Here is a 20857-nt window from a genome sequence, read left to right on the forward strand (position 1 = left end):
GCCCATGCCGCGCCGCGCCGCAACCGCCCTGGATCCTGCCGCGATGCGCGCGCACGCCAGCGAGGCGGCGCGCCTGCTGAAGGCGCTCGGCAACGAGAAGCGGCTGCTGCTGTTGTGCCTGCTGGTGGACAGCGAACAATCGGTCGGTGAACTCAACGCACGTGTGGAGCTGAGCCAGTCGGCGCTGTCGCAACATCTGGCGCTGCTGCGCGAGGATGGACTGGTGCAGACCCGCCGCGACGGCCAGACCATCTATTATTCGCTGGTGCCCGGCCCGGTGCAGCGCATCCTCGAGGTGCTGCACGGCATCTACTGCAGCGCCGCGCCACCTGCCGCCACCAGGAGCGATCGATGAGCCAGCATCCGCACGTCCACGCCTTCCACCACGCCGTTTCCGGCACCTGGAGCTACGTGGTCGAGGACGGCCACGACGCCGCGGTGATCGACCCGGTGGTCGGCTACGACCCGCAGACCGGCGCACTGGACGACGCGCCGGCGCAGGCGCTTGCCGCGTGCCTGGACGCGCGCGAGCTGCACCTGCGCTGGATCCTCGAGACCCACGCCCACGCCGATCATGTCTCCGCCGCGCAGTGGTTCAAGCAGCGCTGGCCGCAGGCGACGCTGGCGATCGGCGACGGCATCCGCGAGGTGCGCGCCCGTTTCGCGCCGCAGTTCGGCCTGGACGCGCAGGCGCAGGCACGCTGCGGCTTCGATCACCTGTTCGCCGATGGCGAGCGCTTCGCGATTGGCAGTGTGCACGCGCAGGTGATCGCCGTGCCCGGCCACACCGGCGACAGCGTCGCCTACCTGATCGGCGATGCGCTGTTCCCGGGCGATTCGCTGTTCATGCCCGACAGCGGCACCGCGCGCTGCGATTTTCCCGGCGGCGACGCGGCCACGCTGTACCGCTCGATCCAGCGGCTGTACACGCTGCCGGAGGCGACGCGCGTGTTCGTGTGCCACGACTACGGCGCCGGCGGCCGCGCGGTGGCGTGCCAGACCAGCATCGGCGAACAGCGCCGCAGCAACATCCACGTCCGCGACGGCATCGACGAAGCGGCCTTCGTGGCCTTGCGCCAGGCGCGCGACGCGACGCTGGCCGAGCCGCGGCTGATGCAGCCGTCGGTGCGCGCCAACATCCAGGCCGGCCGCACCGACGACCTGACGCCGCCGGCGGCGTGAGCAGGCAGCGCGCCGCCGGCGCGCTAGGATGCGGAGCTGCGGCAGTGCTGCGCGACTGTGCTCGTGCGCACCGCCGCGCACTGCCGCACCGCCTCCCCCGCCCACCGCTGGAGTGACCATGACCCGACCGCTACGCCGCCTGCTGTGCCTGTGCACCTTGATCGTCGCTACCGCGATCGCGCCGGCCTCGGCGCAGACGCCGCTGACCGTGTTCGCCGCCGCCAGCCTCAAGGAATCGCTGGACGAGGCCGCCAGCGCCTACCAGCGCGCCAGCGGCACCCCCGTGCAGGTGTCCTATGCCGCCAGTTCCACGCTGGCCCGGCAGGTGGAACAGGGCGCACCGGCGGACGTATTCGTGTCCGCCGACCAGGAATGGATGGACTACCTGCAGCAGCGCAAGCTGATCGATCCGGCACTGCGCCGCGACCTGCTCGGCAACACCCTGGTGCTGGTGGCGCCGGCCGCCAGCAAGGCCCAGGTCGACCTGCGCAAACCGGGCGTTCTGCTCGCCGCGCTCGGTGCGCAGGGGCGTTTGGCGGTGGGCCAGACCGCCAGCGTGCCGGCCGGCAAGTACGCGCGCGCGGCGCTGCAGACGCTGGGCCAGTGGGACAGCGTGCAGCCGCGCCTGGCCGAGAGCGAGAGCGTGCGCAGCGCGCTGATGCTGGTGGCACGCGGCGAGGCCCCGCTGGGTATCGTCTACGGATCCGATGCCCAGGCCGAACCGAAGGTGCGGGTGGTGGCGACCTTCCCTGCCGACAGCCACGCGCCGATCGTGTATCCGGTGGCGCCGCTGCGTGCGAGCCCGCAAGCCAAGGCCGCCGCCGATTTCGTGCGCTGGCTGGGCACGCCACCGGCACAGGCGATCTTCCGTCGCCACGGTTTCTCGCCCGCCCACTGAGGCCTGGCATTGTTCGACTTCACCGCGCAGGAACTGACCGCGATCGCGCTGAGCGTCAAGGTGGCGCTGGTCGCGGCGCTGGCCAGCCTGCCGTTCGCCGTGGCCTGCGGCTGGCTGCTGGCGCGGCGCCGCTTCTTCGGCAAATCGTTGCTGGACGCGCTGCTGCACCTGCCGCTGGTGATGCCGCCGATCGTCACCGGCTATGCGCTGCTGCAACTGTTCGGCCTGCAGGGCCCGATCGGCGGATGGCTGTTCGAGCACCTGGGCGTGCAGTTCGCGTTCCGCTGGACCGGCGCGGCGCTGGCCAGCGCGGTAATGGGCTTTCCGCTGATGGTGCGGGCGATCCGCCTGGCCCTGGAATCCACCGACCGCCGCCTGGAAGCGGCCGCCGCCACGCTCGGCGCCGGCCCATGGCGGGTGTTCTTCACCATCACCCTGCCGCTGGCGTGGCCCGGCGTGGTCGCCGGCGGCGTGCTCGGCTTCGCCAAGGCGTTGGGCGAGTTCGGCGCCACCATCACCTTCGTCTCCAACATCCCCGGGCAGACCCAGACCCTGGCCTCGGCGATCTACAGCCTGCTGCAGGTGCCTGGCGCCGAGGCCGGCATCTGGCGGCTGGCGGCGGTGGCGCTGGCGATCTCGCTGGGCGCGCTGCTGGCTTCCGAGTGGCTGGTGCGACGCCAGCGCGGCACCGAGGTGGACGCATGAGCCGCGCAAGCGCCCGGAGCCGACGCCGATGCTGAGCATCGACCTGCACCTGCAGCGCGGCCGTTTCGCCCGCCACGTGCGCATCGAGGAACAGGCGCGCGTGGTCGCCCTGGTCGGTCCATCCGGTGCGGGCAAGACCAGCCTGCTCAACGCCATCGCCGGCGTGCTGCCGCCGCGCAGCGGACGCATCGCCATCGATGGCCGGGTGCTGTACGACAGCGCCGCCGGCATCGACCTGCCGGCGCACCGCCGCGGCATCGGCTACGTGTTCCAGGACGCGCGCCTGTTCCCGCACATGGACGTGCGCCGCAACCTCGGCTACGGCCGCCACGGCCGCGGCCGGCCGGCGCGTTTCGCGCTGGATGCGGTGGTCGACCTGCTCGGCATCGGCGCCCTGCTCGGGCGGCGTCCCGACACGCTCTCCGGCGGCGAAGCGCAACGCGTGGCGATCGGCCGCGCACTGCTGTCGCAGCCGTCGCTGCTGCTGTTCGACGAACCGCTGTCGGCGCTGGACGCCGACCGCCGCAGCGAACTGATCCCCTACCTGCAGCGCGTGCGCGACGACGTGCGCCTGCCGATGCTCTACGTCAGCCATCAAGCCGAGGAAGTGGCACGCATCGCCGACGCGGTGCATCGGCTGGACTGACGGCGACACCGCGTTCACCGGAGCCGGCGAGACTGAAGTCCCCGCCACGGCAGACTTTGCATGCGCCGCTACCGCAAGCTCGACTTTCCCACGCAGGACGTCCGCCGCTTCCTCGAGCCGGGACCGGTGGTGCTGGTCAGTTCGGCCTGGAAGCAGCAGCGCGATGTCATGACCCTGGGCTGGCACATGGTGCTGGAGTTCTCGCCCTCCCTGCTGGCCTGCTGCATTTCCAGCGCCAACCACAGCTTCGCGCTGATCCGGCGCAGCAAGCAATGCGTGATCAACCTGCCCACTGCCGACCTGGTCGACACCGTGGTCGGCATCGGCAATACCAGCGGCGCGGACCTGGACAAGTTCGCGCACTTCGGCCTCACCGCGGTGCCCGCCACGCACGTGGCGGCGCCGCTGATCGCCGAGTGCTACGCCAGCTTCGAATGCCGCCTGCACGACGGCAGCCAGATCGGCAAGCACGGCCTGTTCGTGTGGGAGGTGGTCAAGGCGCACGTCGCCGCCTCGCCGAAGCGGCCACGCACCCTGCACTACCGGGGCGACGGCCGCTTCATGCTGTCGGGCCCGGAAATCTCGCGGCGGCGCCTGTTCAAGCCGGAGATGCTGTAGACCAAGGCGGCGGACGATGATGCAAGGCGTGTCGCTCGCGGCGCTCAGCGCGCGCCGCTCACGCGTCCCGATTGCACGCTGGCCTTGCCCTGCCGGACCTCGAAGGTGAACGCATAGGCCAGCGTCACCGGCACCTCCTGCACCGACTGCGCATCGTCGCAACGCCCCTCCTGCGCCGGCCGCTGCGCCGGATCTGCATAAGTACAGATCGCCGCCGGCACGAAGCGCCACTGCGCGACCGCGTCCTGTACCGCCTGCAGCAGATCGGCCATCTCCGGCTGCGCGCCCGCGCCGCAATCCGGGCGATCGTCCAGCAGCGCGCTGCGTTCCACCGCGCCTTGCGCGGACAGGATCACCCGCACGCAGACCGTGGTCGGGGCCAGCGTGCGGCGCGGCGAATCGGTCGGCAACTGCGGCGTCGGCGCCAGCAGCGGTTGCGGCATGCGGAACACTTCCTGCGGCTGCATCCGATACGACTGCACCGCCGCCGCACCGGGCGCCGCGCCGAATCCTGTTTCCAGCATGCGCTGATCCACCGAGTCGATGCGCTGGGTCGGTTGTGGCGCCTCTTTCGCCGCGTGGCTGGCGCAGCCGGAAAGGACCAACGCCAGCAGCATGCCGGCCCGCCCGTGCGCACTCATCGCACGGTCCGCGCCATGCCGCACAGCGGCGCGGCGCCGCCCTTGCCGGAGAACACCTTGTCGCACAAGCTCGCCAAGGTGTCGCCGGCATCCTCGCCCAGGCGATACCAGCGGTAGTTCGCAGCATCGGCGACGCCAGCCGGCGCCTGCTCGGGGTACATTTCCACATCGAACGCGACCGGAATCTTCAGGCGGCTGGCCACAGCGCGTCCGTGCGTAGTCGCCGGCGAGAAGCGCCACTTCCAGGCCGCGGTGACCGCGGCAGCATCCAAAACTGCGCTACCGCTGCCATGATCCAGCACGCGCACGGCGCTCGGCGCCCCGTGCGCATCCACGTCGACCAGCAGGACCAGCTTACCGGAGACGCCCGCACGCACCGCTTCATCCGGGTATTTCGGGGGCGGCATGTCGATCACCTTGGCAGGTCGCGCTCCGGTCCGCGCGGCGACCACCGACGCCCGCTGCACCGATCGTGCCGACGTGCCATCCACCTCGCTCGCGACCAGATCGCGTGCCACGCCCGTGGCATCTGTTCCAGTTGGCAACGCCAGTGCCATTGCACTCCCGCTCAACGCGGCCAGCGTCACCGCCGCGAGGCCCAGACGACGCCGCCAACCACGCACCGCCGGGCGCCGCAGCAAGGCAATGCGCTGGCACAGGACGCTGCCCGCCTGCCAATGGCACCCCACCGGCAAGGCCAGCGCGTCCAACTGGGTCTGCAGCATCGCCTCGGCGTAGTGTCGGCGCGTGCCGGGATGGCGAACCAGCACTGCGGCATCGCAGGCCAGTTCCTGATCCAGGCAGAAGCGCGTGGCGGCCCAGTGCAGCAGCGGATTGAACCAGTACACGCAGCGCAGCACGGCGAGCAGCAGATTGCTGCGGGTATCGCCGCGGGCGATGTGCATGCGTTCGTGCGCCAGCACCAGTTGCGCCTGCGGCGGCGGATAGCGTGAGGCGAAGTCCATCGGCACCACCACCTGCGGCCGCCACGCGCCCAGCACGAGCGGTCCGTGCAGCGCATGCTCGGCGACCAGCACGCCATCCTCGCCAGGCTGCAAGCGACCCAGGCTGCGCCGGTAGCGGCGCTGCTGCCGCCACAATACAGCCGCCGAGGCCAGCGCACCCGCCAGCCACAACGACAACAACCAGACCGTAGCCTGTCCGCTCGCCGACACGCCGTCGCCTACCGACATCTGCGCCCGTGTCACGCCGACCAGCACCGCCGGCATGTCCAGCGCCAAGCCCGCCGGCAACGCTGGACGCCAGCCCCTAGGCAACAGTGCCGCCAGCAGCGCCAATGGCACCGCGATCCATAGCGCGTAGGCGATGCCGGCGCCGAACGCGCGCCGCATCGGCACGCGCAACACCAGCACCGCCGCGATGGCCACGCTGACGACCAGCGCGGTACTCCCGAGGTCCCTCACGATCCCGTCAATGCTCATCGTCCAGCTCCTGGATCAGTCGTTTGAGTTCGGCGATATCGGCATCGCTGAGCTTGCCGCGTTCGCTGAAGTGCGCCACCAGCGGCGCGATACGGCCGCCGAACAGGCGGTCGAGCAGGCCTTCGCTCTGTTGCTGCACCCACTGCGCGCGCTGCAGCAGGGGCGTGTACAGATAGCGGCGGCCTTGTTTGTCGGCACGGATCGCGCCCTTGTTGAGCAAGCGGTTGAGCAGGGTCTTGACCGTGGGTTCGGCCCAGCCGCCATGGCCGGACAAGGCGGCGAACACCTCCTCGGCGCTGAGGGGGTGCCGCTCCCACAACACCTCCATGACCACGGCTTCCGCGTCGCTGATCGACATTTCGTTTACACCCGTAAATTTTCATTGATTACGCGCGTAAACAAAACACATGTCAAGCGTTTTTTGCGCAGCGGCCGATGCCCTGTCGATCGCCATGCCGCCCATGCCCAGAGCGCGTCGCCGACAGTCACGTGCGCCGCGGCACCGCGCACATCGCGCGCGCACCGTGATCGACGCAATCGCCGGCGCACCCTCTAAGCTATGCCGATGACCGATCATCTCGACGACCTCGACGCCGCTGCCGACCTGATCCTGCAGCGCATCGCCGGCCCGCTGCGCGTGGGCGCGCCGCTGGGCCTGGGCAAACCGCACCGCCTGCTCAATGCGCTGTACGACCGCGTCGAACGCGATCCGACGCGGCCGCTGCAGCTCTACACCGCACTCTCGCTCAATCCGCCGGCGCCCGGCGGTGGGCTGCAGGGCCGGTTCGCGCGGCCGTTCGTGCAGCGCCATTTCGGCGAGGATTTCCCGCGCCTGCGCTACGTGCTGGCGATGCAGCGCGATGCGCTGCCGGCGCACATCCAGGTCGAAGAGTTCTACATGCAGTCCGGCGCACTGCTGCGCTCGACCCAGGCGCAGCGCAGCTACACCAGCCTCAATTACACCCATGCCGCCGACGCGGTGGCGCAGCGCGCGCCGAACCTGATCGTGCAGAAGGTGGCGCGCGAACCCGACGGCACCCGGCTGTCGTTCTCGTGCAACAACGACATCACCCAGGACACCCTGGCCGCGGTGCAGCGGCGCGGCCTGCCGCGGCCGCTGCTGGTGGCCGAAGTGGATCCGCAGTTGCCCTGGATCGGCGGCTGCGCGGCGGTGGAGCCGAGCTTCTTCGACGTGGTGGTGACGCCGCCGGGGCCGTATCCGCGCCTGTTCGGGCTGCCGCGGCAGCCGGTCGCCGACGCCGATTACGCCATCGGCCTGTACGCCAGCACGCTGGTGCGCGACGGCGGCACCCTGCAGATCGGCATCGGCACCCTGGCCGACGCGCTGTGCCACGCGCTGGTGCTGCGGCATACCGACAACGCGCGCTACCGGCAGGTGCTGGCGGCGCTGAATCCAGAATTGGAGCGGCATCCAGCGGTACGCGAATGCGGCGGCCTGGATCCGTTCGCGGTCGGCCTGTTCGGCTGCAGCGAGATGCTCAACGAGGGGTTCCGGCAGCTGGTCCAGTGCGGGGTGATCCGGCGCAAGGTGCTAGACGACGCACCGCTGCTGCAGCGTGTGGCCGACGGCAGCGCCGATGCACAGGACCTGCAGCGCCTGGAGCGCGAGGGCGAATACCTGCAGGGCGCGTTCTACCTGGGCTCGCCGGAGTTCTACGCCTGGCTGCGCGACATGGATCCACAGGCACGCGCGGCGATCGGCATGCGCCGCATCAGCGAGATCAACCAGCTCTACGGCGGCGAGGCGTTGCGCCGGGTACAGCGGCGCGAGGCGCGCTTCTTCAACTCGTGCATGATGGCCACCGCGCTCGGCGCGGCGGTGTCCGATGCATTGGACGATGGTCGCGTGGTGTCCGGCGTCGGCGGCCAGTACAACTTCGTGTCCATGGCGCACGCGCTGGACGACGCGCGCAGCGTACTGATGTTCCGCGCCGTCCGCAGCGATGCCGGCGCAACGCAGTCGAACGTGCGCTGGAACTACGGCCACACCACCATCCCGCGGCACCTGCGCGACCTCTACGTCAACGAGTACGGCATCGCCGACCTGCGCGGCCTGACCGACGAGGACTGCATCGCGGCGATGGTCGGGATCGCCGACGTGCAGGCCCAACCCGCGTTGCTGGAGACGGCGAAGGCCAACGGCAAGCTGGCCGCCGACTTCGCAGCATCCACGCACTGGCAACGCAACCAGGCTGCGCGCGTGCGCGACGCGCTGGCGCCGTTCCGCCGCGACGGCACCCTGCCCGACTATCCGCTGGGCAGCGATTTCACCGAGGTCGAGCAGCGCCTGCTGCGCGCCCTGTCCTGGCTGCAGCAGCACACCGCCAGCACCGGCGCCAAGCTGAAGACGGTGGCCAGCGCGGTGCTGGCGCGTGCCGCGGCGGATGCCGCCTGCATGCAGCGCATGGGGCTGGACGCACCGCACAGCCTCGGCGAACGGCTGGAAGCGACGTTGCTGGCATTCGCCCTGCAGCGCACGCGCACGCCGCAGTGACGCACGCGCAGCAACGGCAGGGAGCCACCCGGCGACGCAGGGTTTACGTGTAGAAGCGGCTCGACGTGCCCTGGGCCATCAGCCGCAACGCAAGCGATCGGGAATGCCCGTCGCGGCTGAGCCGCTCTCGCAAGAAAGAGAACGCTTCGCGCTGAGTTGCGGTTAAAGCGCGTCGTCCACCCGCCACGACAACGTGACGACGGTCATGCATGCATCGGACACCGCGCACGGTCGTGGCACGCCGTCGGCCATGACACGATTTGGCAACACCCGCGTCAACTGCACTCGGGATGCTGTCGAGATATCGTTACCAAGCGTGGCCACGATGTTCCCCCAACGTTCTGTCCCGATGTCGTCGAAACGCCGCAGCGCGCCAGCTGCGCTGCGTGCCTTGTTGGTGGTGTTGGCGCTGTTGCCATCTGCGCTGTACGCCGCCCCCAGACTCAACGACCTGCAGTACATCGGCAGCCACAACAGCTACCACGCCGGCTTCGCGCCCAGCGAAGCGGCGCTGTGGAAACGCCTGGACCCGGCGACGTTCGCGGCGCTGGACTACCGGCATCCGCCGTTGACGCAGCAACTGGACGACGGCGTGCGCCAGATCGAACTGGACATCTACGCCGACGCCAAGGGCGGGCGCTACGCACATCCGGCAATGATCGACCAGCTCGCCAAGGCCGGGCTGCCGCCGGCGCCGCCGATCGCCGCGCCGAGCGTGATGCAGCGACCGGGCTTCAAGGTCATGCACATCCAGGACCTCGACCAGCGCAGCACCTGCCAGCCGCTGCTGGCCTGCCTGCGCGAGGTGCGGGCGTGGTCGCAACGGCACCCCGGGCATCTGCCGATCTTCATCCTGCTGGAAACCAAGCAATCGACCGTGCCGGCGGCCTTCCCCACGGTGCAGCCGGAGCCGTTCGACGGCAAGGCGCTGGATGCGCTGGACGCCGAACTGCGCTCGGTGTTCGCCGCGAACGAATACATCAGCCCCGACCAGGTACGCGGCAGCGCGGCCACGCTCAACGCTGCCGTTCTCGCGCAGGGCTGGCCGGCGCTCTCCGCGGCGCGCGGCAAGGTGGTGTTCCTGCTCGACCAGCGTGCGGTCGGCCCGGCCTATCTCGCCGGCCATCCATCCTTGCGCGGCCGCGTGTGTTTCACCAACGCCGATCCCGGCGCCGACGACGCCGCCTTCGTCGAGCGCAACGACGGCAGCGCCGACGAGATCGCGACGCTGGTGAAGGCCGGCTACCTGGTGCGCACCCGCACCGACGCCGACCTCAAGGAAGCCCTGCGCAACGACACCGCGCGGCGCGACGCCATGCTCGCCAGCGGCGCGCAACTGCTCAGCACCGACTTTCCCGATCACGCGCCGGCCGCCTCCGGCTACGTGGTGCGCTTTCCCGGCGACGCCGTCGCCCGCTGCAATCCGCAGCGTCCGCAGGCCGACTGCCACGGCCTCGACCTGCACCACTGAATGCCATTGGCCGCGCGACGTCGCGGCCACGCCCCACACGTACGCAATGGAAGGCCTGGGCGATCCGCGCGCCGGCATCGGCGTGTCCGGACTTCGGATCGCAACCGCTGTTTCCCCCAACGAGCCGCCCCCATGCTCCCGATCCATCGCCCCCGTCCCCTGTGCTGTGCCATCGCCCTCGCGCTTGCGCTCTCGCCGGCCGCCCACGCCAGCGACGCCAACGACCCCGCGGACGCCAGCGCGCGCACCACCACCCTGGATTCGGTGAACGTGCAGGCCGCGCAGGCCACCGTCCCCGGTTCGCTGGACGAACAGCGCCTGTCCAACGGCGTCAACAGCGTGATGAGCAAGCAGCAGATCGACGCGATCCCCTCCGCCGGCATCGCCGACGTGGTCGCGCACCTGCCCGGGCTGTCGGCCTACAGCGACATGCGCCTGGGCCAGGCCACCACCGGCGAGAACGCCTATGTCAGCATCCGCGGCCTGGATGCCAGCTACAACAGCTACAGCCTCAACGGCTTTGGCATGCCCGAGACCGATTCGTCCACGCGTGCGATCTCGCTGAACATGCTGGCGCCGTTCGGTATCCAGTCGGTCAAGGTCTCCAAGTCGCCGACCCCGGACCTGCCGGGCGACGCGATCGGCGGCGCGATCGACATGCGCACACCCAGCGCGTTCGACTTCGACGGCGACTTCTACGGCAAGACCACCACGCAAGGCCAGTTCAACGCGCTCGCTTCCGACCTCGGCGGCAAGCACACCGGTGGCACGGTGCAACAGGAGCTGGCCTGGAAGTTCGGCGACGACCACGCGTTCGGCGTCTATGCCTCGGCCTACTACGGCAAGAACAACAACATGGCGCAGGCGCCGGCGCCCAACAGCGCGTACTTCCCGGCGGATCCGGCGCAGGCCAAGGCAGTGGATCTGCGCGATGTCGGCCCGCTGCTCAGCGCCCGCTACAAGTACAGCGTCTACACCAGCCAGATCGAGCGCTACGGCGGCAATCTCGCCTTCGACTGGCAGGGCGACCACACCTCCCTCTTCGCGCGCGCCATCTACGGCAGCTACAACGTCACCGGCCAGCAGGACCAGTCCAGCGCACGCCTGGAAACCGTCAACAACCAGCCGACCGCGGTGCGCGGCGGCTACTTCAACACCCACGACATCAAGGAAACCATGGCCACCCTGCAGTTGGGCGGGCAGACCACGCTAGACCGCCTGCGCTTCGATTACGGCAGCTCCTTCGGACGCGGCACCCGCAGCCGCCCGGACTACGTCGCCGCGAGCCTGTACGGTTTCACCCCGGGCAGCTTCGCGTTCGACCTGAGCGACCCGACCTATCCGAGCATCGGCCCGAGCTCGCCGGCCCTGAAGAATTTCTTCTACAGCCTGGATTCGGCGCTGTTCTGGAAGACCCAGGGCCACGATGCCGGCAGCCACGACAACCGCGCCAGTGCGCATGCCGACATCAGCTACCGCGTGGACGGCGACGTGCTCGACGAGGTCAAGACCGGCCTGTCGCTCGATCACGCCGACCGCGGCTCCTACGATCACCCGTTCTTCCACAACGACGGCAACTTCGTCTACAACGGCCCGTATTTCGGCGGCCCCAACTACGTGTTCCCCAACGCCGGCGGCCCGCCGCTGAGCGCCCTGCCCGGCCGCCTCACCTATGCGGCGTTCGATGGCCACTATGCCGGCCCGTTCAAGATCCTCGACCGCGACTGGGTGCGCGCGCAGGCGGTGCCGTACAAGTACGTCAACGATCCCAACGGGGCTGGCGTCTACACCGCCAACGACTACAACGCCAACACCACCTCCAGTACCGAGGCGATCTATGCCGGCTACGCGATGGCGACGCTGCATGTCGGCGCGGTGACCCTCCTGCCGGGCGTGCGCTACGAACTGACCCGCTACTCCGCCGATGCCTGGCAATCGAACGGCGACGGCATCAACGGCCGTTTCGTCGGCAGCGGCCGCACCTATGGCGAAGTATTACCGGGCATCAGCCTCAACTACCGCCCGGACGAGCTGACCGTCTACCGCGCCTCGCTGCGGCGCAGCTTCAGCCGCCCGGCGTTCGGGCTGATCTCCGGCGAGACCGTGTACACGGTCGACCCCACCCAGAAGGTCATCGGCATCTCCAAACCCAATCCCGACCTGCAGCCGAGCAAGGCCGACAACGCCGACCTGTCCGCGGAGTTCTACGACCGCAACGGCGGCGTGCTCAGCGCCTCGACCTACTACAAGCGCATCACCGGCTTCATCTACACCTCGCAGTCGGCGACCAGCAACGACAACACGCTCGGCGGCCTGGTCCCGACCGGTACCACCTTCGAGGACGGCGTGCCGGTGACCATGCCGCAGAACGGCGGCACCGCGACGCTGTACGGCGTGGAACTGGCCGGCAGCAAGCGCCTGCAGGATCTGCCTGGGTTCTGGAGCAACTTCGGCGTTGCCGCCAACCTGACCCTGCAACACAGTTCCGCCGACAGCAAGCGCGCCGACCAGCCCGAAAAGACCTGGCTGCCGCGTGCGCCCGAGCGCATCTACAACCTGGACCTGTTCTACGACGACAGCCGCCTGCGCGCCGACCTGAGCTACAACTACACCGGCCTGCAACTGCTCGGCCTGACCAGCGACCGGCTCAACTACTACCTGCAGCCGGTCAAGTCGCTGGACTTCACCGCCACCTACCACCTGCCGCACGGCATCGACCTCGGCATCGCTGCGAAGAACCTGCTGAATTCGGCCACGTTCTACGAGACACAGGGCAAGTCCACCCGCTACATGGCCTACGACCCCGGTGCCGACGGCGCCTACGTGGAAACCGGGCGCGTGTACATGCTCACGCTGAGCTATACCTACTGACGCTGCCCTGCCTCCGCCGCTGCGGCGAGTGCCTTGCGTGCAGACAGCACGCAAGGCATTGGGCAGGATGCACCAGCGCCGCGCCCCGCCGTCAGAAGCCACTCCTGGCGCCGAAGCATCGAGGGGTGCGGCAATCCTCCGCAAGCTGCATCGCGCTTCCTCGGGCTGAAGGCCCGGGCATCTAGGGACATTTCCCGATCCCGCACATATCGGCACGCAGCGACAGTGGCTGCGCGACGACCATGTCTGCATGGCGCGCAAGCCGACCATCCATCCCATTGCGACCAAGGATTCCCTTCGATGAACATGCGCCCATCGCTCCGCGCTCTTCTGCTCGTGCTGTCGACACTCCTGCCCTTTGCTGCGCTGGCCGCTCCGCCCGCCACCGTCGCCAGTTGCGCGGGCATCGCCGCCGCCTATCCGACGGACCTCGGTCCGCGTTGCAACAGCAACTACGCGAAGATCAATCACCAGCCGCAAGACGCCGCACAGCGCCTGCAGACCTACTATGCGCGCGTTGAAGTGCTGAAGATCTTCAGGAAAGCCCTGCTGTGCAATGGCCTGTATGGCGCCAAGGCTTCGGAACAGCAGCGTTTCGGCAGCGGCGAAGACGGCCATCTGCAGGCACTGGCCAATCTCTACCAGAACATGCAGAACGACCCGAACCGCCCCGCGGCGCTGTATACGGCTGCCGATCTGAAAGACATCAAGATGAACAAGCCGCAATGCAAATGAGGCAACGCATTCGCACCGAACCCCAGGCGCGCTGAGGTCGCTGGCGTCTCCTCGCGGTTCGGCATCGGCCGCCTCCGGGCAGCCGATGTCATTCGCGTGTAAAATTGCGGGTTTTTGACCACTCACATGGCGAAAGCCCCTCCACGGGCGCCCGTCCCGGGCCCGGCCTTCATTCGCCTGCTGGCGCGCCTGAGCGATGCGCCGATGCCCGCGTCCAGCCCCGCGCTGGCCGACCGGCTCGGCCAATGGATCGACTGGAACCGCGCGGTGGCGGTGTCGCGGGCGCTGGACGGCAAACTGCCCGAGCCTGCCGAGGACGCCCCCGAGGCGCCGGAACCGTCGGCCCTGGAGGCCGAATGCGGCCGCGTGCGCGCTGCGCTGGAAGAGAGCATCGCGCTGGACATCGCCAAGGAGACCGGCAAGCCCGTGGGCAAGCGCCAGCACGACCCCGACGCACCGATCGACTACGCGCCGTTCCGCCAGCGCTACCAGGCACTGCAGCGCGCGATGCTGACCGCCAGCGGGCGACTGCGCGGCCTGCTGCGCGATGCCCTGGTTCCGCTCTCGCCGGACATGGCGCGGCTGGCCGAGGTCGATGCGGTGATGGAACTGACCCTCAGCCCGCGCGAGCAGACCCTGCTGGCGACGGTGCCCAACCTGCTGGAAGCGCATTTCCAGCGCCTGCGCGCCGCCGCCGCGCCCGCCCCCGATCCATCCCTGACCGACGTTCCGCCGGCGCCTGCCGACACGGCCTGGCTGGACCTGTTCCGGCAGGACCTGCACAGCGTCCTGCGCGCCGAACTGGACGTCCGTTTCCATCCCATCGAAGCGCTGCTCGCCGCGCTTCGCAGCCGTTGATGCGATCCTCATGCCCAAGACCCTGCTCCATTCCGTCCTGTTCCTCGCCGGCCTTGCCGTGGTCTGCTGGATCGGCGTCGGCTATCTCGGCTCCAACCCGCTGGGCGCAAGCTTTGCCGCGCTGATCGGCCTGTGCTACCTGGCCGGCATCGCCGAGCTGTACCGCTATCGCCAGGCCACGGCGACCCTGCACACCGCGCTGAGCGACGCAGAGGCCGCGCGCAGCGATCTGGGCAGCTGGCTGCAACGGCTGCACCCGAGCCTGCGCAACGCGGTGCGCCTGCGCATCGAAGGCGAACGCGCGGCCCTGCCGGTGCCGGCGCTGACCCCGTACCTGGTCGGCCTGCTGGTGCTGCTGGGCATGCTCGGCACCTTCCTGGGCATGATGGCGACGTTGCGCGGTACCGGCCTGGCACTGGACAGCGCCACCGATCTGAGTGCCATCCGCGCCTCGCTGGCGGCGCCGCTGAAGGGCCTGGGCTTCGCCTTCGGCACCTCCATCGCCGGCGTCGCCGCCTCGGCGATGCTCGGCCTGCTCGCCGCGCTGTGCCGGCGCGAGCGCCTGCAGGCGGTGCAGCACCTGGACCTGCACGCCGCGACCGCGCTGCGCACGCATTCGCTGGCCTACCAGCGCAACGAGGCCTTCAAGCTGCTGCAGACCCAGGCCACGCTGATGCCCGGCCTGATCGAGCGCATGCAGGCGATGATGGCGGCGCTGGAACAGCACAGCGCGGTCAGCGGCGAACGCCTGGCCAGCAGCCAGGACGCGTTCCACAGCCGCACCGAGGCCGCCTACACGCGCCTGGCCGGGGCGGTCGAACACGCCCTTCAGGCCGGTGTGGCCGCGCACGCGCGGGCGTTCGGCGACGCGCTGGAACCGGTGGTGCAACGCACGCTGGACGGCGTGGCGCGCGAGACCGCCGCGCTGCAGGACACCGTCGGCCAGGCGGTGCAGCTGCAACTGGACGGCCTGGCCAGCGGCTTCGCCCAGGCCGCCGAGCAGGCCACGCAGCGCTGGGACAGCGCGCTGGCCGAGCAGCAACGCGTCAACGGCGCGCTGCTGCAGGAACTGGGCAGCGCGCTGCAACGCGCCGGCGACGGCCTGGAACAGCGCGCCACCAGCCTGGTGGAGGCGACCGCAGCACGCCTGCAGGCCGCCAGCGACGACGCCAGGCAGGCCTGGAGCGAGGCGATGGCGCAGCAACGCGAGGCGAACGACGGCCTCGCTGCGCGCCATGCGCAGGCACTGGACACGGTGGCCAGCCGCCTGGATGCCACCGCCGAAGCCGCACAGCAGAGCTTGAACACGGCGCTGGAACAGCAGCGCGAGGCCAACGCGGCCCTGGTCGCACGCAACGCGCAGGCACTGGACACCGTGGCGACGCGCCTGGACGCCACCGCCGAGGCCGCACAGCAGGGCTGGGACGCTGCGCTGGCACAGCAGCGCGCGATCAACGACACCCTCGCCACGCACAACACGCAGGCGCTGGAGGCCGTGGCGACCCGCCTGGACGCCACCGTCGAGGCCGTGCAACAGGCGTGGAGCGCGGCGCTGGCGCAGCAACGCGAGGTCAACGAGGCCCTGGCCGCGCGCAACGCGCAGGCCCTGGACACCGCCGCGGCCAGCCTGGAACAGCGTGCCGCCGCCCTCGCCGAGACGCTGCAGCAGGCCCATGCCGACCTGCAGGAGGCGCTGGAAGCGCGCGACCAGGCGCGTCTGCATGCCTGGACCGACAGCTTCGCCAGCATGGCCGCGACCCTCGGCGGACAGTGGGAGCACCATGGCGAGCGCATCGCGCAGCGCCAGCAGGAGATCTGCAGCACGCTGCAGGAGACCGCCGCGGCCATGTCGGAACAGAGCCAGGCGCAGGCGCGCGACACCATCGCCGAGATCGAACGGCTGGTGCAGGTGGCCTCGGAAGCGCCGAAGGCCGCGGCCGACGTGGTCGCGGAACTGCGCCAGAAGCTCTCCGACAGCATGGTCCGCGACACGGCCATGCTCGACGAGCGCAATCGCCTGCTGGCCACGCTGCAGACCCTGCTGGAGGCGGTCAACCACGCGTCCACCGAACAGCGCAGCGCGGTGGACGCCCTGGTCGCGACCTCGGCCGATCTGCTCGAGCGCGTCGGCAGCCGCTTCACCGACCAGATCGACGCCCAGACCGGCAAGCTCGACGACGCCGCCGCGCAGGTCGTCGCCGGCGCCACCGAAGTGGCCAGCCTGGGCGACGCGTTCTCCGGCGCGGTGCAGGCCTTCGGCGAATCCAACGCCGCGCTGCTGGAACGCCTGCAGGGCATCGAGCAGGCGCTGGACAAGTCGCTGGCGCGCAGCGACGAGCAACTGGCCTACTACGTGGCGCAGGCGCGTGAGGTGATCGACCTGAGCATGCTCTCGCAGCAGCAGATCACCGAGGAGCTGCGCCAGCTCGCCGCGCGCCAGGCGCCCGACCAGGCCGACGCAGCATGAGCGACGAACTGGAACTGGAGGCCGACAACGGCGCCCCGGTCTGGGCGGTGTTCGGCGACCTGATGTCGGTACTGCTCGGCGCCTTCGTGCTGATCCTGATCGGCGTGATCGGCGTGCAACTGCAGCTGTCGAACAAGCTGGATGCGGAGATGCGCCAGCGCCAGCTTGAAGCGCAGCAGCGCAAGACCCTGGAACAGGCGCTGGCGGCACCGCTGGCAGCCGGCCGGGTGACCCTGGTCGACGGCCGCATCGGTATCCGCGGCAACGTGCTGTTCGCGCTGAACTCCGACCAGTTGCAGCCGGAAGGCCGCGACCTGCTGAAGAGCCTGGCCGCGCCACTGGCCGGCTACCTCAAGGCGCGCGACGAGATCCTGATGGTCAGCGGTTTCACCGACGACCGCCAGGTGCGCGAGAGCAACCGCCAGTTCGCCGACAACTGGGAACTGTCGGCCGAGCGCGCATTGACCGTGACCCGCGCCCTGATCGAGGCCGGCGTACCGGCCGATGCGGTCTTCGCCGCCGCCTTCGGCGCGCAGCAACCGGTGGCGCCGAACAGCGACGAGGCCGGACGCGCCAGCAACCGCCGCGTTGAGATGGCGCCGCTGCCGCGCATGCGCAAGAGCGCCGCGTCACCGCATGGGCACTGATCCGACTCCCGCCGCCGATCGCCTCGCCGCCTGGCGCGCCCAGCACGCCGAGCGGCTCGACCCGTTGCGCTTCCGCTTCCTCGAAGCGCTGGCGCGCCGCACCGAGGCGCAGCAGGGCAAGGCGCGCGAACTGCTGGAGCAGAAGCTGTCCGCCCTGCTCGACGCCTACGCCGCGGCACTGGCCGCGGCACCGCAAGGTGCTGGCGATGCCGAGGCCGACGCCGCGGTGCGCGCGATGCAACCCGGCCCGCTCGGTGCCTTGCTGGCGCAGTCCCGCGCCGCAACTGCGGCGGCCACCGCCCGCAGCGGCCAGGACACCGACGTCGGCGCCCATGTGGATACCGACACCGAGACGTCCAAGGCGACCGGCGCAATCGATGCAGACGCCGCTGCACCGTCGCACTCGCCGGCAGCAAGCGCCGCAGCGCGCCTTGCCGCACCACAGTTGCCCGCCGTCGAAGACGCGCGCCGGCTGTGGACAGAACTGCGCAGCCGCAGCCAATTGCGGCAGTCGCTGCAACCGGCACCCACCGACGCCGGCCCGCTCAACTCCGGCGTGCTGGTGCATCGTGCACTGGCGCTGATGCGCACGCTCTCGCCCGGCTACCTGCAGCACTTCCTGTCCTACGTCGATGCACTGTCCTGGCTGCAGCAGCTGCACGACGGCGGCGCACTGGCAAAGTCGCAGCAACCCGGCAGCGCCGCCGGCAAACCGACGACACCGCGCAGCAAGCCGCGCAAGCGCGGTTGATCGCATCACCGGTGCATATCGCGCCGATTGCGTTGCCGTAGGAGCGGCTCTTGTCCCCTTTTTCGGGATCAGCCGCGACAGGCGTTGCTGGGAATCGCGGTCGCGGCTGAAGCCGCTCCTACGAGATGCGCGTTCCCTCCTGCGGCACACACCATCCAGGCAAGAAAAAGGCCGGCATGCGCCGGCCTTTTTCGTCACCTGTCGTGGAACCGGCTTACAGCGCCTTCGCCGCCGCCACCACGTGCTCGGCGGTGATCTGGAAGTGCTTGTACAGCACGTTCGCCGGCGCCGAGGCGCCGAAGCTGTCGATGCCGACCACGGCGCCGTCCAGGCCCACGTAGGCGCGCCAGAACGCGGTGACACCGGCTTCCACCGCCACGCGCTTGCGCACCGCCGACGGCAGCACCGACTCGCGGTAGGCGGCATCCTGGCGATCGAACACGTCGGTGCAGGGCATCGACACCACGCGGGTCTTCAGGCCCGCGGCATCCAGCGCCTGCTTGGCTTCCACCGCCAGGCCCACCTCCGAACCGGTGCCGATCAGGATCACGTCGGGCGCGCCGCCCTCGGCGTCGGCCAGCACGTAACCGCCGCGCTCGATCAGCTTGATCTGCGCCTCGGTGCGAGCCTGGAACGGCAGGTTCTGGCGGCTGAATACCAGGCAGCTCGGGCCGTCCTTGCGGGTGATCGCGGCCTTCCAGCTCACCGCCGACTCCACCGTGTCGCAGGGGCGCCACACGTCGTTGTTGGGGATGTAGCGCAGCGACGCCAGGTGCTCCACCGGCTGATGGGTCGGGCCGTCCTCGCCCAGGCCGATCGAGTCGTGGGTGTAGACGTGGATCGCATGCGCCGGGATCAGCGCGCTCATGCGCACGCCATTGCGCGCGTAGTCGCTGAACACCAGGAAGGTGGCGTCGAACGGAATGAAGCCCCCATGCAGCGCCAGGCCGTTGGCGATGGCGGTCATGCCGAACTCGCGCACGCCGTAGTACACGTAGTTGGCGTTCGGATCGTCCGTGGCGACCGACTTGCTGGCCTTCCACAGGGTCAGGTTGGAATGCGCCAGGTCGGCCGAACCGCCGACCAGTTCCGGCAGCAGCGGCGCGAACGCCTCGATCGCCATCTGCGAGGCCTTGCGCGAAGCGATGGTCTGGCCTTCGGCGGCTTGCTTGGCGATGTAGGCGTCGGCCTGGGCGAGGAAGTCTTCCGGCAGCTCGCCATGCGAGCGGCGGGTCAGTTCCGCGGCTTCGGCCGGGTACTGCTTGGCGTACTTGTCGAAGGCCAACTCCCACTCGGCCTGGCGCAACGTGCCGGCACCGCCGGCGCGCCAGCCGTCGTAGATTTCCTGCGGGATCTCGAACGGCGCATACGGCCAGTTCAGCGCCTTGCGCGCGCCTTCCAGTTCTTCCTTGCCAAGCGCGGCGCCGTGCGAGGATTCCTTGCCGGCCTTGGTCGGCGCACCGAAGCCGATCGTGGTGCGACAGCACAGCAGGGTCGGCTTCTCGCTCTCGGCGATCGCCGCCTCGATCGCGGCCTTGACCGCATCGGCATCCTGGCCGTCGACATCACGGATCACATGCCAGCCGTAGGCCTCGAACCGCGCCGGGGTGTCGTCGCTGAACCAGCCGGCGGTGTTGCCGTCGATGGAGATATGGTTGTTGTCCCAGAACGCGACCAGCTTGCCCAGCCCCCAGGTGCCGGCCAGCGAGGCGGCCTCGTGGGAGACGCCTTCCATCATGCAGCCGTCGCCCATGAACACCCAGGTGCGGTGGTCGACGATCTGGTGCTCGGGGCGGTTGTAGCGCTGCGCCAGCAACTTCTCGGCCAGCGCGAAACCGACTGCGTTGGCGAAGCCCTGGCCGAGCGGACCGGTGGTGGTCTCCACCCCGGGGGTCTCGCTGCGCTCCGGGTGGCCGGCAGTCTTGCTGTGCAACTGGCGGAAGCGCTTGAGCTCCTCGATCGGCAGGTCGTAGCCGGACAGGTGCAGCAGCGCGTACTGCAGCATCGAGCCATGGCCGTTGGACAGCACGAAGCGGTCGCGGTTGAACCAGTGCGGATTGTTCGGGTTGTGGCTGAGGAAGTCGTTCCACAGCACTTCGGCGATGTCGGCCATGCCCATCGGCATGCCGGGATGGCCGGAATTGGCGGCCTCGACCGCATCGGCGGCAAGGAAACGGATCGCATTGGCGAGTTCGCGGCGGGTAGGCGTCGTCATGAGGGATCTGTCGGAAGCGGGCGCGTGGCGTCGGGCCCACTATTGTCCCACAGGCGGGGATTGGGGATTGGGGATTCGTAGCGTCACCGGCTGGACGCCTGAGACGACGTAGGAGCGGCTTCAGCCGCGATAGGCGTTCACCGGTAGGCCCATCGCGGCTGAAGCCGCTCCCACGCGTGGCCGGTCAGGCCGCGA

General features: G+C 69.7%; 18 protein-coding genes. 14 read left to right on the top strand and 4 right to left on the bottom strand.

Annotated elements, in window-relative coordinates; translation table 11 throughout:
- The first annotated feature begins 4 nt into the window (after positions 1-4).
- The 6 genes from PIQ37_RS06350 (at position 5) to PIQ37_RS06375 (ending at position 4049) form a co-directional block, all read left to right on the top strand.
- Positions 5-355 carry an ArsR/SmtB family transcription factor gene (locus tag PIQ37_RS06350; protein ID WP_048491978.1) on the top strand — a complete coding sequence of 117 codons (351 nt, stop codon included), beginning with the start codon at positions 5-7 and terminating at the stop codon, positions 353-355.
- Complete coding sequence (locus PIQ37_RS06355; protein ID WP_342072814.1) at positions 352-1182, top strand: MBL fold metallo-hydrolase; 831 nt, start codon at positions 352-354, stop codon at positions 1180-1182. The genes PIQ37_RS06350 and PIQ37_RS06355 overlap by 4 nt, the downstream gene beginning before the upstream one ends.
- Before the next feature lie 118 nt (positions 1183-1300).
- Positions 1301-2080 carry a molybdate ABC transporter substrate-binding protein gene (gene modA / locus PIQ37_RS06360; protein ID WP_342072815.1) on the top strand — a complete coding sequence of 260 codons (780 nt, stop codon included), beginning with the start codon at positions 1301-1303 and terminating at the stop codon, positions 2078-2080.
- Between the two features lie 9 nt (positions 2081-2089).
- Positions 2090-2785, top strand: coding sequence for a molybdate ABC transporter permease subunit (modB, locus tag PIQ37_RS06365; RefSeq protein WP_017909969.1), 696 nt, complete (start codon positions 2090-2092; stop codon positions 2783-2785).
- A 28-nt stretch (positions 2786-2813) separates the two neighbouring features.
- Positions 2814-3431 carry a molybdenum ABC transporter ATP-binding protein gene (locus PIQ37_RS06370; protein WP_342072816.1) on the top strand — a complete coding sequence of 206 codons (618 nt, stop codon included), beginning with the start codon at positions 2814-2816 and terminating at the stop codon, positions 3429-3431.
- A 60-nt stretch (positions 3432-3491) separates the two neighbouring features.
- Positions 3492-4049 carry a flavin reductase family protein gene (locus PIQ37_RS06375; protein ID WP_242160596.1) on the top strand — a complete coding sequence of 186 codons (558 nt, stop codon included), beginning with the start codon at positions 3492-3494 and terminating at the stop codon, positions 4047-4049.
- A gap of 44 nt (positions 4050-4093) precedes the next feature.
- Here PIQ37_RS06375 and PIQ37_RS06380 read toward each other — a convergent pair whose 3' ends face one another.
- Genes PIQ37_RS06380 through PIQ37_RS06390 form a run of 3 tightly spaced genes read right to left on the bottom strand, consistent with a single transcriptional unit; the run spans position 4094 to position 6490 of the window.
- A complete protein-coding gene (locus PIQ37_RS06380; protein WP_342072817.1) occupies positions 4094-4690 on the bottom strand; it encodes a hypothetical protein in 597 nt (198 codons plus the stop codon).
- Positions 4687-6132: a TonB family protein gene (locus PIQ37_RS06385; protein ID WP_342072818.1), complete on the bottom strand. Its 1446-nt coding sequence runs from the start codon at positions 6130-6132 to the stop codon at positions 4687-4689. Before PIQ37_RS06385 ends, PIQ37_RS06380 begins: the two co-directional genes overlap by 4 nt.
- Complete coding sequence (locus tag PIQ37_RS06390) at positions 6122-6490, bottom strand: BlaI/MecI/CopY family transcriptional regulator (RefSeq protein WP_010340889.1); 369 nt, start codon at positions 6488-6490, stop codon at positions 6122-6124. The genes PIQ37_RS06385 and PIQ37_RS06390 overlap by 11 nt, the downstream gene beginning before the upstream one ends.
- A gap of 201 nt (positions 6491-6691) precedes the next feature.
- Here PIQ37_RS06390 and PIQ37_RS06395 point away from each other — a divergent pair, with 201 nt between their 5' ends.
- The 8 genes from PIQ37_RS06395 (at position 6692) to PIQ37_RS06430 (ending at position 18447) form a co-directional block, all read left to right on the top strand.
- Entirely contained in the window at positions 6692-8647 is a 1956-nt protein-coding gene (locus PIQ37_RS06395; protein ID WP_342072819.1) for an acetyl-CoA hydrolase/transferase C-terminal domain-containing protein, read from the top strand.
- A gap of 349 nt (positions 8648-8996) precedes the next feature.
- Positions 8997-10118 carry a phosphatidylinositol-specific phospholipase C1-like protein gene (locus PIQ37_RS06400; protein ID WP_342072820.1) on the top strand — a complete coding sequence of 374 codons (1122 nt, stop codon included), beginning with the start codon at positions 8997-8999 and terminating at the stop codon, positions 10116-10118.
- A 132-nt stretch (positions 10119-10250) separates the two neighbouring features.
- The gene (locus PIQ37_RS06405; RefSeq protein WP_342072821.1) at positions 10251-12989 is read left to right on the top strand and encodes a TonB-dependent receptor; all 2739 of its coding nucleotides are present in this window, start codon (positions 10251-10253) and stop codon (positions 12987-12989) included.
- A gap of 300 nt (positions 12990-13289) precedes the next feature.
- Complete coding sequence (locus PIQ37_RS06410; protein WP_017909857.1) at positions 13290-13724, top strand: hypothetical protein; 435 nt, start codon at positions 13290-13292, stop codon at positions 13722-13724.
- A gap of 126 nt (positions 13725-13850) precedes the next feature.
- Entirely contained in the window at positions 13851-14582 is a 732-nt protein-coding gene (locus tag PIQ37_RS06415; RefSeq protein WP_342072822.1) for a DUF3348 domain-containing protein, read from the top strand.
- Positions 14583-14592: 10 nt separating this feature from the next.
- Positions 14593-17049 (top strand): DUF802 domain-containing protein, encoded by a 2457-nt coding sequence (locus PIQ37_RS06420; protein WP_342072823.1) that lies wholly within the window; start codon positions 14593-14595, stop codon positions 17047-17049.
- A complete protein-coding gene (locus tag PIQ37_RS06425) occupies positions 17046-17696 on the top strand; it encodes an OmpA family protein (protein ID WP_342072824.1) in 651 nt (216 codons plus the stop codon). The genes PIQ37_RS06420 and PIQ37_RS06425 overlap by 4 nt, the downstream gene beginning before the upstream one ends.
- Complete coding sequence (locus PIQ37_RS06430) at positions 17686-18447, top strand: DUF2894 domain-containing protein (RefSeq protein WP_342072825.1); 762 nt, start codon at positions 17686-17688, stop codon at positions 18445-18447. The genes PIQ37_RS06425 and PIQ37_RS06430 overlap by 11 nt, the downstream gene beginning before the upstream one ends.
- A 214-nt stretch (positions 18448-18661) precedes the next feature.
- On the opposite strand, the gene tkt is transcribed toward PIQ37_RS06430, so the two are convergent.
- Entirely contained in the window at positions 18662-20662 is a 2001-nt protein-coding gene (tkt, locus tag PIQ37_RS06435; protein WP_342072826.1) for a transketolase, read from the bottom strand.
- Between the last annotated feature and the right edge of the window lie 195 nt (positions 20663-20857).

The organism is Xanthomonas protegens (genome assembly GCF_038442435.1).
Classification (GTDB): domain Bacteria; phylum Pseudomonadota; class Gammaproteobacteria; order Xanthomonadales; family Xanthomonadaceae; genus Xanthomonas_A; species Xanthomonas_A sontii.

Bases quoted from the DNA above. Each gene is read 5' to 3' on its own strand.
- PIQ37_RS06350 (WP_048491978.1), top strand. From the start codon at position 5: ATGCCGCGCCGCGCCGCAACCGCCCTGGATCCTGCCGCGATGCGCGCG.
- PIQ37_RS06415 (WP_342072822.1), top strand. From the start codon at position 13,851: ATGGCGAAAGCCCCTCCACGGGCGCCCGTCCCGGGCCCGGCCTTCATT.
- PIQ37_RS06405 (WP_342072821.1), top strand. From the start codon at position 10,251: ATGCTCCCGATCCATCGCCCCCGTCCCCTGTGCTGTGCCATCGCCCTC.
- PIQ37_RS06390 (WP_010340889.1), bottom strand. From the start codon at position 6,490: ATGTCGATCAGCGACGCGGAAGCCGTGGTCATGGAGGTGTTGTGGGAG.
- PIQ37_RS06355 (WP_342072814.1), top strand. From the start codon at position 352: ATGAGCCAGCATCCGCACGTCCACGCCTTCCACCACGCCGTTTCCGGC.
- tkt (WP_342072826.1), bottom strand. From the start codon at position 20,662: ATGACGACGCCTACCCGCCGCGAACTCGCCAATGCGATCCGTTTCCTT.
- modA (WP_342072815.1), top strand. From the start codon at position 1,301: ATGACCCGACCGCTACGCCGCCTGCTGTGCCTGTGCACCTTGATCGTC.
- PIQ37_RS06410 (WP_017909857.1), top strand. From the start codon at position 13,290: ATGAACATGCGCCCATCGCTCCGCGCTCTTCTGCTCGTGCTGTCGACA.
- PIQ37_RS06395 (WP_342072819.1), top strand. From the start codon at position 6,692: ATGCCGATGACCGATCATCTCGACGACCTCGACGCCGCTGCCGACCTG.
- PIQ37_RS06420 (WP_342072823.1), top strand. From the start codon at position 14,593: ATGCCCAAGACCCTGCTCCATTCCGTCCTGTTCCTCGCCGGCCTTGCC.
- PIQ37_RS06380 (WP_342072817.1), bottom strand. From the start codon at position 4,690: ATGAGTGCGCACGGGCGGGCCGGCATGCTGCTGGCGTTGGTCCTTTCC.
- PIQ37_RS06425 (WP_342072824.1), top strand. From the start codon at position 17,046: ATGAGCGACGAACTGGAACTGGAGGCCGACAACGGCGCCCCGGTCTGG.
- PIQ37_RS06400 (WP_342072820.1), top strand. From the start codon at position 8,997: ATGTCGTCGAAACGCCGCAGCGCGCCAGCTGCGCTGCGTGCCTTGTTG.
- PIQ37_RS06385 (WP_342072818.1), bottom strand. From the start codon at position 6,132: ATGAGCATTGACGGGATCGTGAGGGACCTCGGGAGTACCGCGCTGGTC.
- PIQ37_RS06375 (WP_242160596.1), top strand. From the start codon at position 3,492: ATGCGCCGCTACCGCAAGCTCGACTTTCCCACGCAGGACGTCCGCCGC.
- PIQ37_RS06370 (WP_342072816.1), top strand. From the start codon at position 2,814: ATGCTGAGCATCGACCTGCACCTGCAGCGCGGCCGTTTCGCCCGCCAC.
- PIQ37_RS06430 (WP_342072825.1), top strand. From the start codon at position 17,686: ATGGGCACTGATCCGACTCCCGCCGCCGATCGCCTCGCCGCCTGGCGC.